Here is a 15,208-nt window from a genome sequence, read left to right as displayed (position 1 = left end):
CGTGGGCGTCGCTACGCTCCGCCGTTCGTCGCCGTGGTGTTCGCCAGCGCCGTGGAGAGTTCCTGCGCGACCTCCTGGAGGATCGGGACGATCTTCTCCGTCGCCGCCTCCGTCACACGTCCCGCCGGGCCCGAGATCGAGATCGCCGCCGCGGTGGGGGAGTTGGGGACCGACACCGCGAGGCAGCGGACTCCTATCTCCTGCTCGTTGTCGTCGACCGCGTACCCCGCGTCCCGGACCAGCGCGAGCGCGTCCAGGAAGCCCTCCGGCGTGGTGATCGTCTTCTCGGTGGCGGCCGGCATCCCCGTACGGGACAGCAGCGCGCGCACCTCCTCCGCCGGGGTGTAGGCCAGCAGCGCCTTGCCCACGCCCGTGGAGTGCGGCAGCACGCGCCGGCCGACCTCGGTGAACATGCGCATCGAGTGCTTGGACGGCACCTGGGCGACGTACACGATCTCGTCGCCGTCGAGCAGCGCCATGTTCGCGGTCTCGCCGGTCTCCTCGACGAGGCGCGCGAGATACGGGCGCGCCCAGGTTCCGAGCAGCCGGGAGGCCGACTCGCCCAGGCGGATGAGTCGGGGGCCGAGCGCGTACCGGCGGTTGGGCTGCTGGCGTACGTAACCGCAGGCCACGAGCGTGCGCATCAGCCGGTGGATGGTGGGCAGCGGCAGCCCGCTGCTGGCGGAGAGCTCGCTCAGCCCGACCTCGCCCCCGGCGTCGGCCATCCGCTCCAGGAGATCGAAGGCACGCTCGAGGGACTGGACGCCACCGCTCGCGGCGGCGGGCTTGGCGGCGTCGGTGGTGCTGGCGCTGGACGTCGGCACGTCAAGGTCCTTTCGGGGCAGGCGGGCAAGGCAGCAGCCTACCGGGCCGTCCGGTCGGACACACGGTCCCGGTCGCGGCGTACGGGCCGGTCAGGGGGGTGTTTGTCCGGTGTCGGCGGCTGCCCGGCGACATCCGCCTCGTCCCCGCATGTACGGAGCTACGTTCTACTGTACGAAATTCCCATTCCACTTCATGGAAACATCCAAGTGGGCGCGGTGCGAGCGGTGGCGGCGGGGCCATGCTGGAAGTGTGCCCTTGACGACATGTCGTCTCGAGTGAAGACTCCTTCAACAGTTCGTTGAAATTCTGCTGGAAAGGGGTACGGGTGGACGTCAACCTGGTACTGCGCTCGACACGCGTCATCACCCCCGAGGGGACGGGGCCCGCGTCGATCGCCGTCTCCGGCGGGACCATCGCCGCGGTGCTGCCGTACGACGCCGAGGTCCCGGAGGGCGCTCGGCTGGAGGACGTCGGTGACGACGTCGTGCTCCCCGGGCTCGTCGACACCCATGTGCATGTGAACGACCCCGGCCGCACCGAGTGGGAGGGCTTCTGGACCGCCACCCGCGCCGCGGCCGCCGGTGGCATCACCACCCTCCTCGACATGCCGCTGAACTCGCTGCCGCCGACCACCACGGTCGAGCACCTGCGGGTCAAGCAGGACGTCGCCCGCACCAAGGCGCACATCGACGTCGGCTTCTGGGGCGGCGCGCTGCCCGACAACGTCAAGGACCTGCGCCCCCTGCACGACGCCGGTGTCTTCGGCTTCAAGTGCTTCCTGTCGCCGTCCGGAGTGGACGAGTTCCCCGAGCTCGATCAGGAGCAGCTGGCGAACTCGCTCGCCGAGATCGCGGGCTTCGGCGGTCTGATGATCGTGCACGCCGAGGACCCGCACCACCTCGCCGCCGCCCCGCAGAAGAGCGGCGAGAAGTACGCCGACTTCCTCGCCTCCCGGCCCCGGGACGCCGAGAACACGGCGATCGAGAACCTGATCAACCAGGCCCGGCGCCTCAACGCCCGCGTCCACGTCCTGCACCTGTCGTCCTCGGACGCGCTGCCGCTGATCGCCGCGGCCAAGGCCGAGGGCGTTCGCATCACCGTCGAGTCCTGCCCGCACTTCCTCACGCTCACCGCCGAGGAGGTCCCGGACGGGGCGACGGAGTTCAAGTGCTGCCCGCCGATCCGCGAGGCGTCCAACCAGGACGCGCTCTGGGACGGACTCGCCGACGGCACGATCGACTGCATCGTCTCCGACCACTCGCCCTCCACCGTCGACCTCAAGACCGCGGACTTCGCCTCCGCCTGGGGCGGGATCTCCTCGCTCCAGCTCGGCCTGCCGGCGATCTGGACCGAGGCCCGCCGCCGCGGCCACGGCCTGGAGGACGTCGTCCGCTGGATGTCCACGGGCCCCGCGCGCCTCGCCGGCCTGGAGAAGAAGGGCGCGATCGAGGCCGGCCGCGACGCCGACTTCGCCGTCGTCGACCCCGAGGCCACCTTCACCGTCGACCCGGCCGAGCTCCAGCACCGCAACCGGGTCACCGCCTACGCGGGCAGGACCCTGCACGGCGTCGTCACCTCCACCTGGCTGCGCGGCGAGCGGATCGTCGACCGCGGCACCCTCACCGAGCCCTCCGGCAGCCTCCTCGAAAGGAACAACTGACGTGTCCGCCATACCCAGCTTCACCGGCGACGCCAGCCCCTACGGCGGCGGTGACCCGTACGCCGACTACCGCACGGCGGACTTCCCCTTCACGCAGTACGCGGACCTCGCCGACCGCCGGCTCGGCGCCGGTGTGATCGCCGCCAACGACGAGTTCTTCGCCGAGCGCGAGAACATGCTCAAGCCCGAGGCCGCGGAGTTCGACCCCGAGCACTTCGGGCACAAGGGCAAGATCATGGACGGCTGGGAGACCCGCCGCCGCCGTGGTGTGTCCGCCCAGCAGCCCCACCCGACCGAGGACGACCACGACTGGGCGCTCGTACGCCTCGGTGCCCCCGGCGTCGTACGCGGCATAGTCCTCGACACCGCGCACTTCCGTGGCAACTACCCGCAGGCCGTCTCGGTCGAGGCCGCCTCCGTCGCCGGCTCGCCGTCGCCCGAGGAACTCCTCGCGGACGACGTGAAGTGGACGACGCTCGTCCCGCGCACCGCCATCGGCGGCCACGCCGCCAACGGCTTCGCCGTCGACGTCGAGCAGCGCTTCACCCACCTCCGGGTCAACCAGCACCCCGACGGCGGCATCGCGCGCCTCCGTGTGTACGGAGAGGTCGCCCCGGACCCGAAGTGGCTCGGCGTGCTCGGCACCTTCGACCTCGCCGCGCTCGAGAACGGCGGCCAGGTCGAGGACGCCTCCGACCGCTTCTACTCCCCGGCGACGAACACCATCCAGCCGGGCCGCTCCCGCAAGATGGACGACGGCTGGGAGACGCGCCGTCGTCGCGACAAGGGCAACGACTGGATCCGCTACAGCCTGGTCGCCGAGTCCGAGATCCGCGCGGTCGAGATCGACACCGCGTACCTCAAGGGCAACAGCGCGGGCTGGGCGGCGCTCTCCGTGGCGGCCGAGGGCTCCGAGGACTGGACCGAGATCCTGCCCCGGACCCGCCTCCAGCCCGACACCAACCACCGCTTCGTGCTGGACACGCCGGCGGTCGGCTCCCGGATCCGGATCGACATCTACCCCGACGGCGGCATCTCCCGCCTCCGCCTCTTCGGTTCGCTCACCGACGAGGGCTCGGCGCGCCTGACGGCCCGCCACCAGGAACTGGGCGGGTAACGACACCCCGCCCGGCACGCGAGGGCGCACCGGCCGACAGCACCGGTGCGCCCTCGGTTTCACCAGGCCCCTCTGCTTGCCCTAGGCCGCATGCCCGCCGTCCACCGAGAACTCCGCGCCCGTCACGTACTCCGCGCCCGGGCCCGCGAGGAACGCCACCGTCGCCGCGACCTCGGCCGCCGTGCCGAAGCGGCCCAGGGCCGTCAGGGACGCCTGGTCCGCCGCGTACGGGCCGTCCGCCGGGTTCATGTCGGTGTCGACCGGGCCCGGGTGGACGATGTTCGCGGTGATGCCGCGGCCGCCCAGCTCCCGTGCCAGCGCTTTGTTCAGCCCGATCAGCGCCGACTTGCTCATCGCGTAGAGCGTGCCGCCGGGCCCCGGGACGCGCGCCGTCATGCACGAGCCGATCGTGATGATCCGGCCGCCCCGTTCCATCCGCGCGGCCGCCGCCTGCGCGGCGAGAAAGGCTCCTCGTACGTTCACGGCGAGGACCCGGTCCGCATCGGCCAGGGCCAGCGACTCCAGCGGGGCGACCACCCCGACCCCGGCGTTGTTCACCAGGACGTCGAGTCGGCCGAGTGCGTCCGCCGCCCACTCCACCGCGCCGGCCGCGTCCCCGGCGTCCGAGGCGTCGGCCCGCAGGGGCAGCGCCTTGCGTCCGGCCGCCTCGATCCGTGCGGCGACCTCCTTCGCCCGCTCCTCGCCGGCCACGTAGGTGAAAGCCACGTCCGCGCCCTCGTGGGCCAGCCGCAGCGCCGTCGCGGCACCGATCCCGCGGCTGCCGCCCGTCACCAGGACCGCCTTGCCGTTCATGCCGTTCATGCCGTTCATGCCGTTCATCGTGGACATCCCGAAACCTCCGCAGGAAGAAGAGTGGTTGCGGGTTCAATCAAAGTCGGCGGGTCGCCACGGTGCTGGCGGCAATCGGACACCGAGGACCGAGGCTCCCACCGATGACTTCCGCCGAGCGGTGGAGTCGGAACTTGTGAGACACGATGGACCGGGGGATCCCGGCAGAAGCGAAAGGGCGGCACCATGGGCAAGCTCTCCCTCACCCAGTTCGTGACGATCGACGGCGTGTACCAGGCGCCCGGCGGGCCCGAAGAGGACCCCAGCGGCGGCTTCGAGCACGGCGGCTGGTCCGTCCCGTACGGTGACGACGACTTCGGCGCCTTCATGGACGAGGTCTTCCAGCGCCCGGCCGCCTTCCTGCTCGGTCGCCGTACGTACGACATCTTCGCGGGCTACTGGCCGAAGCAGACCGACCCCGCCAACCCCGTCGCCTCGAAGCTCAACTCCCTCCCCAAGTACGTCGCCTCCACCACCCTCGAGACGGCCGACTGGGCCGGCACCACCGTCCTCGGCGGCGATGTCGTCACGGAGGTCGCGGCCCTGAAGGACCGCGTCGACGGGGAGGTGCAGATGCACGGCAGCGGCGGCCTCGCCAAGTCCCTGCTGGCCGCCGACCTGATCGACACGCTCCATCTGCTCGTCTTCCCCGTCGTCCTCGGCTCGGGCCTGAACCTCTTCGACGGCGCCCGGCCCACCGCCTTCCGCAACGTCGGGACCAGGACGACCGGCTCGGGCATCGCCATCAGTACGTACGAGCTGGCGGGTCGTCCCGAGTACGGCAGCTATGTGTAGACGAAAGATGTAGCCGCCACCCGTTTCTCCGGGTACGGTGATCGTCCCGCGTGCGAGCCGCCGAAGTCTCCACCCCGTCCGACGAGTTGGAGCAGGCCCGCGATGACGTCGATTGCCGCTTCCGTACCCTTTCGCGCCCCGCGCCGCGCCTGGCTCACCGACCTCCCGGTGCTGCTCGTCGCCGTCGTCTGGGGCGCCAGCTACCTCGCCGCCAAGGGCATCACCACCACCCACACGGTCGTCGCCGTCCTGGTCCTGCGCTTCGCCGTCGTCCTGCCCGCCCTCGTCGTCGCCGGATGGCGGGGCCTGCGCGCGCTGACCGCCGCCCAGTGGCGCGGCGCCGGCCTCCTCGGGCTGATCCTCGGCGGGATCTTCCTCCTGGAGACCTACGGAGTCGTCCACACCTCCGCCACCAACGCGGGCCTGATCATCAGCCTCACCATGATCTTCACGCCCCTCGCCGAGGCCGCCCTCACCAGAACCCTCCCCCGAGCTCCCGGCTCCGCTCGGGCAGGGCGCACCCCCATGCCCCGCGCCTTCCTGGCCGCCGCCGGGCTCTCGGTGGCCGGCGTGGTGCTGCTGACCCAGGGCGGAGGCTTCACGGCCCCGTCCCTCGGCGACCTGCTGATGCTGCTGGCCGCGCTCGCCCGGACCGTGCACGTGCTGGCCATGTCCCGGATCAAGGCGGTCGAGGGCGCCGACTCGCTCTCCCTGACCACCGTGCAACTCGGCTCCGCCGTCGTGGTCTTCGCCCTGCTCGCCGCCGCCCCGGGCACCGGCGCGTCCCCCTGGTCGGTGGCGCTCGACTTCGGCCCGCGCGAATGGGCCGGGCTGCTCTTCCTCTCCGTCTTCTGCACGCTCTTCGCCTTCTTCGTGCAGATGTGGGCCGTCCGCCGCACCTCGCCCTCGCGCGTCAGCCTCCTGCTCGGTACGGAGCCCCTGTGGGCCGCGGCCGCCGGCATCGCGATCGCCGGCGACCGGCCCGGCGTGCTCGGCATCGCGGGCGCCGTTCTGGTCCTGGCGGGGACGAGTTGGGGCCGCCGAGCCGCCGACGAGAGCGGCCGGTAGGTTCTGGCGCCATGCGTTCACTTTCGTACGACATAGAATTCCGCGCCCGCGCGCGGCGTACCCAGGGCTGGGGACTCGGGCTGCTGGCCGTCGCCGGACTGATGTGGATCTGGCTGGCCGTACTGATCTTCTCGCCGTACGAGGCCGCGTGGGACGGCCGGAGCAAGGACTGCGTCTCCCGCTGGACCAGCGAGAGCCTGCACAACAGCGACAGCATGTGCGTGAACGAACGCGACTGGCCCGAACTCCTCGCCGTCCTCGGCGGCTCGGTGCCCGTCGCCGTCGTCGGCAGCGTCCTCTACACCAGCGGTTCGGTCTCCCACCGCATGGCCGAGCACCTCGCCGAGGTCACCCGCCTCACCGAGGCGAGCGCCTGACGCCGGACGGGCGCGTGGCGGCCCCTGCCGCCGGCGGCAGGGGCCGGGCGAGGTCAGGGACGCTCGGAGAACTGCAGCATCCCGCCGACGCAGAAGCACACCGCTCCCGCGAGGGTGCCCCAGTTCGCGATGTCGACGTTCACCAGGTTCCCGGTCGCGGGCCGGGTGAAGGCGGCGAGCGCCGACACCATGAAGAGGACCGACCCGAGCTGGTTGATCGCGACGATCCACCAGGCGAGGTCGTGCGCGCGCACGCGCGGCCTGCCGTGGCACACCTCGACCAGGGCGAGGTGCCCCGAGATCAGGAAGAGGGTGCACCCCACCATGTCGGGGGCCCAGACGAGCCGGTTCGTCTGCTGCACCGAGAGCCCCTGGAGCAGGGAGCTCAGCAGATTGACGCCGAACACGAGCGTGCCGGAGAACAGCAGGAAGGTGCTGAGCCAGTCGATCCGGTCCGGCTCGTAGCGCCACCACGACCAGGGCCGCGCGACGAGCCTGCCGGCCTCGCCGTCCCGCCGGGGCGTGTTGATGCTCTGGAGGAGTGAGGCGTATCCGCCGGTGTTGAAGAACAGGCCGCCGGTGAAGTAGATCCAGGCGCTCGTCACGTCACCCGGGCCGAACTGCGCCAGTCCGGCCCCGAGGGCGAAGAGTGCGCCGCCGACCGTGAAGGCCCCCGCGGCGACGGCGTTCAGCCTGCGCATACGGCCGACGGCCACCGCGTCCGCCTGTCGGCTTCGCGCGTGTGCCTCGCCCGTGGCCCGTACGGTCAGCCGCGCTTGTTTGCGGGCCAGGCGGGACTCCCAGACCGCGGTGCCCCCGTCCCGGGGCCGCCAGGTGAGCCGGGTCGTGAACGGTCCGGCTCCCTCGGGGTGTTCCTCGGCTCTGACCACCCGCCGACTCTATCCCGCTTGCGACAAAGGGTGCCTTTCCGGCGAACGCTACGTCAGCACGTTGACCGCACGGGCGACGACGAGACCGAGGATGAGCAGCGAGACGAGCGACTGCACCGCCATGGCCATCTTGGCCCAGGGGGCCAGCGGCATGACGTCCGTCGGGCTGAAGGCGGTGGCGTTGGTGAGCCCGAGGTAGAAGTAGTCGACGAAACGCGGGCGCCAGCCGGGGGCGGCGAGCTCGGGGCTGAGCTGCTGCGGGAAGGCGAGCGCCGGGGTGGCGGGCATGCGGTGGGCGCGCGCCGCCGCGCCACCGCTGTCGAGTTCGAAGTAGAGCAGGGCGAACGCGAGGACGGTACCGGCCCAGACGGTTCCGCCGGTCTGCAGCAGACTCGCCGCGGAGGCGGTCTCCTTCCCGCCGTGGATGATGTCGTCCGTCAACTGCACGGTCGACCAGACGGCGCCGAGCGCCAGGACACCGACCAGCGCGATCGACACGGCGCGCAGGACGGTCGAGCGGCGGTCGATCCGGCCGGGGTCACCCGCGATCAGCGCGAGCAGGAGGAGCCCCTCGACGCTGGGGAGCACCCAGGCGGGGGCCAGCCGCAGGTCGTCCGGGAGCAGCAGGGTCAGGGTCATGGCGGCCACGACGGCGGTGGCCATCGGCCAGCGGGCCTCGCCGACGACTTCGTCCGGCCCCGCCGGGGGATCGGTGGCGTGCTCTCGGCTCACGGCGGGGCCCCCTGTCGGTGTCGCCACCACCCCACTACATCTCCGCCGGCCGCGCAGCGCCCGGGATCCGTCCGGGTCAACCGGCCCGACCGAACGGCGGACGTCGACTCACGTGCGCCGCTTGGTGTCGGCGATCATGACGATCGCGAAGCCGAGCACCGCGATCGCGACATTGGTGAGGATCTCCCGGCCCTCCAGGAACGAGACGTTCTCCGTCAGGAACCGGGTGAACCCCATGAAGGGGAACCAGCCGGTCAACTCGCGCAGTACCCCCGCGATGCCGCCGATCAGCACCACACCGCCCACGAACTCCACGATCTTCTTCATGGGTCGATCCTGGCGTCGCGCTCCTCGCGCCCGCGTCGGCCGGTGGGACAGAGCCGGTGCTACCGAAGTCTCGTACCGCACGACTTTGGTAGCCATCGGTCGCTCCCACCCGGCTCCGCGCCCCTGACGTGCGTACTTTGGTTCGTATGACACGTACGGACCGCTACGCCTGGCTGCTGCCCTCGGCCATGGCCGACCCTCCGGCCGACGCCCCACCCGGCCGCGGGCCGCGCCGCACCGTACGCGACTGGGTCGTCGACACCACGCTCTTCCTCCTCGCCGTCCTCTTCGGCATGATCGCGGCCGACGCCACCGACGAGCTCAACAGCGAGGCCGTCGCCCTGGCCGACCAGATCGTCGCGGCCGCCGCCTGCTGCGCCCTCTGGCTGCGCCGCCGGTGGCCCGTAGGACTCGCGGTCGCGCTCGCCCTCGTCAGCGTGGTCGCTCCGCTCGCCGGCGGCGCCTTCCTCGTGAGTCTGTTCAGCCTCGCCGTCCGGCGGCCCTTCCGCGAGGTCGCCTGGGTCGGCGCGCTCGCCGTCGCCGCCACCACCGCCCAGGTCTTCGTACGCCCCGACCCCTCCACCGGGACCGTCGCCGGGGTCGTCATCGGATTCATCCTGGTCCTGCTCATGACCGCCTGGGGGATGCTCGTACGCTCCCGGCGCCAGCTCGTCGAGGCCCTGCGCGAACGCGCCCGGCGCGCCGAGGCCGAGGCGGAACTCCGCGCCGAGCAGGCCCAGCGGCTCGCCCGCGAGGCCATCGCGCGCGAGATGCACGACGTCCTCGCCCACCGGCTCACCCTCCTCAGCGTGCACGCCGGAGCGCTGGAGTTCCGGCCCGACGCCCCACCCGAGCAGGTCGCCCGCGCCGCCGGAGTCATCCGGGACAGCGCCCACGAGGCGCTCCAGGACCTCCGGCAGATCATCGGCGTCCTGCGGGCGCCCGGAGAGGGCGGGGAGGGCGACCGGCCGCAACCCACGCTCGCCACCCTGGACGCGCTGGTCGCCGAGTCCCGCCAGGCCGGCGCCAAGGTCGTCCTCGACTCCACGATCGACGACCCGGACGCGGTCCCCGCCTCCACCGGCCGCACCGTCTACCGGATCGCGCAGGAGGGCCTCACCAACGCCCGCAAGCACGCCCCCGGCACCGAGGTCACCCTCACCGTGCGCGGCCGACCAGGCGACGGACTGACCATCGACGTCCACAATCCCGCCCCCACCGGACCCGTGCCGCACGTCCCCGGCTCCGGTCAGGGGCTCATCGGCCTCACCGAGCGCGCCACCCTCGCCGGCGGACGTCTCGACCACGGCCCGGCCCCCGGCGGCGGGTTCGCCGTGCATGCCTGGCTACCGTGGTCCTCATGACCATCCGTCTGCTCGTCGTCGACGACGACCCCCTGGTCCGCGCCGGCCTCACCTTCATGCTCGGCGGCGCCGACGACATCGAGATCGTCGGCGAGGGCACCGACGGCCGGGACGTCCCCGAACTCGTCGCCCGCGTCGCCCCGGACGTCGTCCTCATGGACATCCGGATGCCGCACGTCGACGGCCTGACCGCCACCGAGCTGCTGCGCGCCGTCCCCGACGCCCCCGAGGTCGTGGTCCTCACCACCTTCCACGCCGACGAGCAGGTGCTGCGCGCCCTGCGCGCCGGCGCGGCCGGATTCGTCCTCAAGGACACTCCGCCCGCCGAGATCGTCGCCGCCGTACGTCGCGTCGCGTCCGGCGACCCCGTGCTCTCCCCGGCCGTCACCCGTCAGCTGATGAGCCATGTCTCCGGCCTGCCGGAGCAGCCGAGGAGCGCGACCGCGGCGGGCCGGCTCGCCGAGCTCGCCCAGCGCGAACGCGAGGTCGCCGTCGCCGTCGGCCACGGACAGTCCAACGCCGAGATCGCCGCCGCCCTCTACATGAGCGTGCCGACGGTCAAGACCCATGTCTCACGGATTCTGGCCAAACTCGGCCTCAACAACCGTGTCCAGATCGCGCTCCTCGTCCACGACGCCGGCCTCCTCGACGACGAGGGTGTCTAGTGGCTCGTCACGCATCGGCCAGGAGTCCGTCACGAACGGCCCAGACGTCGAACAGGCCCTGGGCATAGACCTTCGTGAAGATCCGCCCGAACAGGGCCCGGTCCTCCGCTTCGGAGGCAGGGTCTTCCCCCATCCACTGCGACACCCTGGTGTCCTGGAACAGAGCGACGAAGTCCTCTTCGTCCTCGGGATCGTACGGCTCCAGGAGTAGGCGCTCGGCGCGCAGAGTCGGCGTCACGGGCGGCGACGCCACCCACGCGCCATCCGGTCGGCAAACCACTTTCGCCCGCGTGGACATCTCCCTCCCGTCGCCTGCCGCACATCGCCCGGCGCAGCCCGTAAAACCGGATGCCGGGCGGTGCGCCGTGCGACCACACTGGCCGCACCACACCGCCCCGCCCCGAAGGACATACCCGCCTGTGCAGGCCGCCGTCACCGTCACCCCCGCCCAGATCCCCGAACTGCTGCTCGGCCTCGCCACCGTGCGGCCCGTCTTCCTCTGGGGGGCGCCCGGCATCGGGAAGTCCTCGCTCGTACGGAAGTTCGCCGACTCCCTCGGCCTGGAGTGCGTCAGCCTCCTCGGCACGCAGCTCGCCCCCGAGGACCTGATCGGCGTACCGCAGATCCGCGACGGCCGCTCCGTCTTCTGCCCGCCCGAGGCCATCGCCCGCGACGAGCCGTACTGCCTCTTCCTGGACGAGCTCAACGCCGCGAGCCCGGACGTCCAGAAGGCCTTCTACTCGCTGATCCTCGACCGCCGGATCGGTTCCTACGAACTGCCCGCCGGCTCCATCGTCATCGGCGCGGGCAACCGTGCCACGGACAACGCGCTGGCCCGGCCCATCGCCTCCGCCCTGGTCAACCGCCTCACCCACGTCCACCTCCAGGCGTCCGCACAGGACTGGCTGGTGTGGGCCGGCGAGCACGGCATCCACCCGTGGGTCACCGACTACCTCACCGAACACCCCGACCACCTCTGGTCCCAGCCGCCCAAGACCGAGGAGCCCTTCTCCACCCCGCGCTCCTGGCACATGCTCTCCGACGCCCTGCACTCCTTCGGCGCGGAGCTGGACGAGCAGACCCTCAAGGTGGTCGCGCACGGCACTCTCACCCCCGCGCACGCCGTCTCCTTCTGCGGCTACGTCAAGATCGTCCGCCACACCTTCGGCATCGAGGCCATCCTGAAGGGCGACGCCTCCTGGCCCGCTCGGCTCCAGGACCGCGACCTGCTCTACTACCTCGCGGAGGCCTTCCGGGGCCGCCTGCTCAAGGAGCTCCCGGCGCAGAAGGAACACGTCTCGCCCGCCCTGCGGCAGCACACGTACCGCTTCAAGTCGCTGCTGGTCCAGCTCGCCGAGATCTCCGTCGAGGTGGCCCAGACCGTCATCGCCGACGACGCCGACGGCCTGCCCGTGCTGCCCGGTTGGTTCCTGATCGAGGCCGCCCGCGACATGCCCCGGCTGGTCGAGGCCCGCCGGTGAGCCGCGGCGCGAAAGCCCGGGCGAAGGCCGCCGCCAAGCCAGACCCGGCCACCCAGGCATTCGCCGAGGGCCTGGCCCTGGTCAAGCGGAACCCGGCCCTCGGCGCCCTCGACGGCAAGATCTGCCGCGAGGCCGGCTGCCCGCAGTCCCCGGAAGGGGGCCTGGCCACGGTCACCTCCAACGGAGTCGTCCACGTCCACCCCACCCGTCGGGCCGAACCCCGCGAGTGGGCCTGGGCGATCGCCCACGCTCTGCTCCACCTCGGCTTCGGCCATGTCCCGGCCGCCAAGGACGAGGACCGGCCCCAGCCGGACCGCTTCGACCTCGCGGCCCGCTGCGCGGTCGTCAACCGCTTCCTGCTGACCTTCCCGGTCGGCCGCGCCCCCGACCACCTGCCCGCCGAGTACCCCGGCGGTGACGAGGAGGAGCTCGCCGCCCGCTGGCGCCGCGACGGCATCCCGGCCGCCTACGAGCACTGCGGCACCGCCGGGCGCGCCCCCGACCAGCTCCTGACCACCTGGCGGGCCTGGCGCGGCACCACCGTCCCCGACTGGCAGACCGCCTTCGCAGCCGCCCTCACCCGCAGCGTCTCCGCCGCCATGGACGTGGCCGGCGGCCGCCGCGACCGGACCACCGGCGAACGCGTGGCACAGCGCCCCTGGGACCGGGCCCTGAACTGGTTCGTGTCCTCGTACCCTCTGCTCGGTGGGCTCGCCGCCGGCCTGACCGTCGTCGCCGACGCCGAGCTGGCCCGCGCCCAGGACATCTCGATCGCCGCCGTCAGCGCCACCGCCGGGGAGATCTACATCAATCCGCTACGGGACTTCGAGGACGACGAGTGGCGGTTCATCCTGGCCCACGAGATGCTGCACGCCGCCCTCCGCCACGGCGAGCGCCGCGGCCCCCGCGACCCGTACCTGCACAACGTCGCCGCCGACTACGTGGTCAACGACTGGCTGGTGGAGATGCGGATCGGCACCATGCCCGAGGGGTTGCTGCACGACCCGGCGCTGCGCGGGCTCTCCGTCGAGGAGGTGTACGACCGGATCGCCACCGACCTGCGCCGGATGCGACGCCTCGCCACCCTGCGCGGCAAGGGCGCGGGGGACATCCTGGGCGAGCCCCTCGCCCACGGCGCGGGACGTCCCTACACGGATCTCGACGAGTTCTACCGGCGCGGCCTCGTCCAGGGCTTCGACCTGCACGTCCGCGGCGGGCGCGGCACGCTGCCCGCCGGGCTCGTCCAGGAGATCCGGGCACTCGCCCACCCGCCCGTGCCCTGGGACGCCCGGCTCGCCCGCTGGTTCGACGAGTACGTGCCGAGGCCGGAGGCCGTGCGGTCCTACGCCCGCCCGGCGCGCCGCCAGGCCTCCACCCCGGAGATCCCGCGCGCGGGCCGGTACTTCCCGCCCGAGGAGACCGCCCGCTGCACCTTCGGCGTGGTGCTCGACACCTCCGGTTCGATGAACGCCGCCCTGCTCGGCAAGGCGCTGGGCGCGATCGCCTCGTACGCCGAGGCCCGGGACGTCCCCGCGGCGCGCGTCGTGTTCTGCGACGCGGCGCCGTACGACGCGGGCTACGTGCCGCCGGCCGAGATCGCGGGCCGGGTGCGGGTACGCGGCCGGGGCGGCACCGTCCTCCAGCCGGGCATCGACCTGCTCCACCGGGCCGAGGACTTCCCGCCCGGCGCGCCGCTGCTGGTGATCACCGACGGCTGGTGCGACACCCTGCGCATCCGGCGCGAACACGCCTTCCTGATCCCCGAGGGCGCCTCTCTTCCCTTCACCCCCAGGGGGCCGGTCTTCCGGCTGGCGTGATGTGAGCGGCGAGACGCCCCGGCGCCCGGCACGATCGACCGGACTGCGCCTAGGGTGGAACGATGTCCGTCATCGAACTGGGGGAGTGGGGCGCGGACTTCACCGCGAATCCGTATCCCTACTACGCGAAGCTCCGCGAGAGCGGTCCCGTCCACCACATCCGCATGCCCGACGGCTGGGAGTTCTGGCTCGTCGTCGGCCACGAGGAGGGGCGGGCGGCACTCGCCGACCCGCGCCTGGTGAAGTCGCCGTCCGTCATCGACTTCGTCCCGGTCGACGAGGAGGTGATCGGCCCCAACCTGCTCGCCGTGGACCCGCCGGACCACACCCGGCTGCGCAAGCTCGTCGCACGGGAGTTCACCGGCCGGCGGGTGGAGGCCCTGCGCCCCCGCATCCAGGAGCTCGCCGACGAACTCGTCGACGCCATGGCCCCGGCCGGCCGGGCCGATCTCGTGGACTCCTTCGCGTTCCCGCTGCCCATGACCGTCATCTGTGAGCTCCTCGGTGTTCCGGCGGCCGACCGGGACTCCTTCCGCCGTTGGTCGAACGAACTGGTCGCGCCGACCGACGGGACGCCCGCGCGGGAGGTCGTCGAGGGCTTCGGCGCCTATCTCGACGAGCTCATCGAGGACAAGCGGGCCTCCGGCCCCGAGGACGACCTGCTGTCCGCGCTGATCGCCACCCGCGCGGAGGACGGCGACCGGCTCTCCCTGCCCGAACTGCGGGGAATGGCATACCTGTTGCTCGTCGCCGGACACGAGACCACCGTCGGCCTGATCAGCAACACGATGCGGGCGCTGTTCGCCCACCCCGACCAACTCGCTCAGCTCCGCGCCGACTTCGGACTGCTCGACGGGGTGATCGAGGAAGGGCTTCGCTACGACGGCCCGGTGGAGACCACCACCTTCCGGATCGCCAAGGAGCCGACCAGCGTCGGAGGCGTCGACATCCCGGCCCGCTCGGCCGTCTTCGTCTCCCTCGCCGCCGCCGACCGCGACCCGAAGAGGTTCCCCGAACCGGACCGCTTCGACATCCGTCGCGAGCCTCGCGGCCATCTGTCCTTCGGCCACGGCATCCACTACTGTCTCGGCGCGCCGCTCGCCCGCCTCGAGGGCACCATCGCGATCCGGACCCTCCTGGAGCGATTCCCGCGGCTGGAACTCGACCCCGATGGCGCCCCCTGGGAGTGGATGCCCGGCCTGCTCGTCCGCGGTGTGCGACGCCTTCCCGTCCGGTGGTGA

The 15,208-nt window shown here is 72.3% G+C and carries 15 protein-coding genes and 1 pseudogene; 10 read left to right on the top strand and 6 right to left on the bottom strand.

The window, feature by feature from the left end; genetic code table 11:
• Positions 1-11: 11 nt before the first annotated feature.
• Positions 12-824, bottom strand: coding sequence for an IclR family transcriptional regulator (locus tag ACFQ7Q_RS03650; RefSeq protein WP_383549323.1), 813 nt, complete (start codon positions 822-824; stop codon positions 12-14).
• Between the two features lie 326 nt (positions 825-1,150).
• Here ACFQ7Q_RS03650 and allB point away from each other — a divergent pair, with 326 nt between their 5' ends.
• Positions 1,151-2,485 carry an allantoinase AllB gene (gene allB / locus ACFQ7Q_RS03645; RefSeq protein WP_383549320.1) on the top strand — a complete coding sequence of 445 codons (1,335 nt, stop codon included), beginning with the start codon at positions 1,151-1,153 and terminating at the stop codon, positions 2,483-2,485.
• 1 nt (position 2,486) lies between these two features.
• A complete protein-coding gene (gene alc, locus ACFQ7Q_RS03640; protein ID WP_383549317.1) occupies positions 2,487-3,602 on the top strand; it encodes an allantoicase in 1,116 nt (371 codons plus the stop codon).
• An 81-nt stretch (positions 3,603-3,683) separates the two neighbouring features.
• On the opposite strand, the gene ACFQ7Q_RS03635 is transcribed toward alc, so the two are convergent.
• Positions 3,684-4,424 carry an SDR family oxidoreductase gene (locus ACFQ7Q_RS03635; protein ID WP_383549553.1) on the bottom strand — a complete coding sequence of 247 codons (741 nt, stop codon included), beginning with the start codon at positions 4,422-4,424 and terminating at the stop codon, positions 3,684-3,686.
• Positions 4,425-4,637: 213 nt separating this feature from the next.
• On the opposite strand from ACFQ7Q_RS03635, the gene ACFQ7Q_RS03630 reads away from it, so the two are divergent.
• The 3 genes from ACFQ7Q_RS03630 to ACFQ7Q_RS03620 all read left to right on the top strand — a co-directional run bounded on the left by ACFQ7Q_RS03630 (position 4,638) and on the right by ACFQ7Q_RS03620 (position 6,691).
• The gene (locus ACFQ7Q_RS03630; protein WP_383549314.1) at positions 4,638-5,246 is read left to right on the top strand and encodes a dihydrofolate reductase family protein; all 609 of its coding nucleotides are present in this window, start codon (positions 4,638-4,640) and stop codon (positions 5,244-5,246) included.
• A 102-nt stretch (positions 5,247-5,348) separates the two neighbouring features.
• Complete coding sequence (locus ACFQ7Q_RS03625; RefSeq protein WP_383549312.1) at positions 5,349-6,314, top strand: DMT family transporter; 966 nt, start codon at positions 5,349-5,351, stop codon at positions 6,312-6,314.
• An 11-nt stretch (positions 6,315-6,325) separates the two neighbouring features.
• The gene (locus ACFQ7Q_RS03620) at positions 6,326-6,691 is read left to right on the top strand and encodes a hypothetical protein (RefSeq protein WP_383549309.1); all 366 of its coding nucleotides are present in this window, start codon (positions 6,326-6,328) and stop codon (positions 6,689-6,691) included.
• 53 nt (positions 6,692-6,744) lie between these two features.
• On the opposite strand, the gene ACFQ7Q_RS03615 is transcribed toward ACFQ7Q_RS03620, so the two are convergent.
• The 3 genes from ACFQ7Q_RS03615 to ACFQ7Q_RS03605 all read right to left on the bottom strand — a co-directional run bounded on the left by ACFQ7Q_RS03615 (position 6,745) and on the right by ACFQ7Q_RS03605 (position 8,640).
• On the bottom strand, positions 6,745-7,581 hold the full coding sequence (locus tag ACFQ7Q_RS03615) for a hypothetical protein (RefSeq protein WP_383549306.1): 837 nt from the start codon (positions 7,579-7,581) through the stop codon (positions 6,745-6,747).
• 48 nt (positions 7,582-7,629) lie between these two features.
• Positions 7,630-8,313, bottom strand: coding sequence for a hypothetical protein (locus ACFQ7Q_RS03610; RefSeq protein ID WP_383549304.1), 684 nt, complete (start codon positions 8,311-8,313; stop codon positions 7,630-7,632).
• A 108-nt stretch (positions 8,314-8,421) separates the two neighbouring features.
• Positions 8,422-8,640 carry a hypothetical protein gene (locus ACFQ7Q_RS03605; RefSeq protein WP_383549301.1) on the bottom strand — a complete coding sequence of 73 codons (219 nt, stop codon included), beginning with the start codon at positions 8,638-8,640 and terminating at the stop codon, positions 8,422-8,424.
• Between the two features lie 146 nt (positions 8,641-8,786).
• On the opposite strand from ACFQ7Q_RS03605, the gene ACFQ7Q_RS03600 reads away from it, so the two are divergent.
• Together ACFQ7Q_RS03600 and ACFQ7Q_RS03595 are read left to right on the top strand one after the other, a co-directional pair.
• Entirely contained in the window at positions 8,787-10,004 is a 1,218-nt protein-coding gene (locus ACFQ7Q_RS03600) for a sensor histidine kinase (protein ID WP_383549299.1), read from the top strand.
• The gene (locus ACFQ7Q_RS03595; protein ID WP_383549296.1) at positions 10,001-10,669 is read left to right on the top strand and encodes a response regulator; all 669 of its coding nucleotides are present in this window, start codon (positions 10,001-10,003) and stop codon (positions 10,667-10,669) included. Before ACFQ7Q_RS03600 ends, ACFQ7Q_RS03595 begins: the two co-directional genes overlap by 4 nt.
• 19 nt (positions 10,670-10,688) lie before the next feature.
• Here ACFQ7Q_RS03595 and ACFQ7Q_RS03590 read toward each other — a convergent pair.
• A pseudogene (locus ACFQ7Q_RS03590) lies at positions 10,689-10,907 on the bottom strand (GNAT family N-acetyltransferase); the annotation flags it as partial.
• A 181-nt stretch (positions 10,908-11,088) separates the two neighbouring features.
• Between ACFQ7Q_RS03590 and ACFQ7Q_RS03585 the strand changes: the two are divergent.
• The 3 genes from ACFQ7Q_RS03585 (at position 11,089) to ACFQ7Q_RS03575 (ending at position 15,208) form a co-directional block, all read left to right on the top strand.
• Complete coding sequence (locus ACFQ7Q_RS03585; RefSeq protein WP_383549293.1) at positions 11,089-12,150, top strand: ATP-binding protein; 1,062 nt, start codon at positions 11,089-11,091, stop codon at positions 12,148-12,150.
• Positions 12,147-13,967 (top strand): hypothetical protein, encoded by a 1,821-nt coding sequence (locus ACFQ7Q_RS03580; protein WP_383549290.1) that lies wholly within the window; start codon positions 12,147-12,149, stop codon positions 13,965-13,967. Before ACFQ7Q_RS03585 ends, ACFQ7Q_RS03580 begins: the two co-directional genes overlap by 4 nt.
• A 62-nt stretch (positions 13,968-14,029) precedes the next feature.
• Complete coding sequence (locus tag ACFQ7Q_RS03575; RefSeq protein ID WP_383549287.1) at positions 14,030-15,208, top strand: cytochrome P450; 1,179 nt, start codon at positions 14,030-14,032, stop codon at positions 15,206-15,208.

It is taken from the genome of Streptomyces sp. NPDC056527, from assembly GCF_042794475.1.
In the GTDB taxonomy this organism is placed as follows: domain Bacteria; phylum Actinomycetota; class Actinomycetes; order Streptomycetales; family Streptomycetaceae; genus Streptomyces.
Note: the sequence above shows the minus strand (reverse complement) of the source record. Positions and strands in the feature narration are given on the sequence as shown.

Bases quoted from the DNA above. Each gene is read 5' to 3' on its own strand.
- ACFQ7Q_RS03635 (WP_383549553.1), bottom strand. From the start codon at position 4,424: ATGAACGGCATGAACGGCAAGGCGGTCCTGGTGACGGGCGGCAGCCGC.
- ACFQ7Q_RS03630 (WP_383549314.1), top strand. From the start codon at position 4,638: ATGGGCAAGCTCTCCCTCACCCAGTTCGTGACGATCGACGGCGTGTAC.
- ACFQ7Q_RS03625 (WP_383549312.1), top strand. From the start codon at position 5,349: ATGACGTCGATTGCCGCTTCCGTACCCTTTCGCGCCCCGCGCCGCGCC.
- ACFQ7Q_RS03620 (WP_383549309.1), top strand. From the start codon at position 6,326: ATGCGTTCACTTTCGTACGACATAGAATTCCGCGCCCGCGCGCGGCGT.
- ACFQ7Q_RS03605 (WP_383549301.1), bottom strand. From the start codon at position 8,640: ATGAAGAAGATCGTGGAGTTCGTGGGCGGTGTGGTGCTGATCGGCGGC.
- ACFQ7Q_RS03600 (WP_383549299.1), top strand. From the start codon at position 8,787: ATGACACGTACGGACCGCTACGCCTGGCTGCTGCCCTCGGCCATGGCC.
- ACFQ7Q_RS03595 (WP_383549296.1), top strand. From the start codon at position 10,001: ATGACCATCCGTCTGCTCGTCGTCGACGACGACCCCCTGGTCCGCGCC.
- ACFQ7Q_RS03575 (WP_383549287.1), top strand. From the start codon at position 14,030: ATGTCCGTCATCGAACTGGGGGAGTGGGGCGCGGACTTCACCGCGAAT.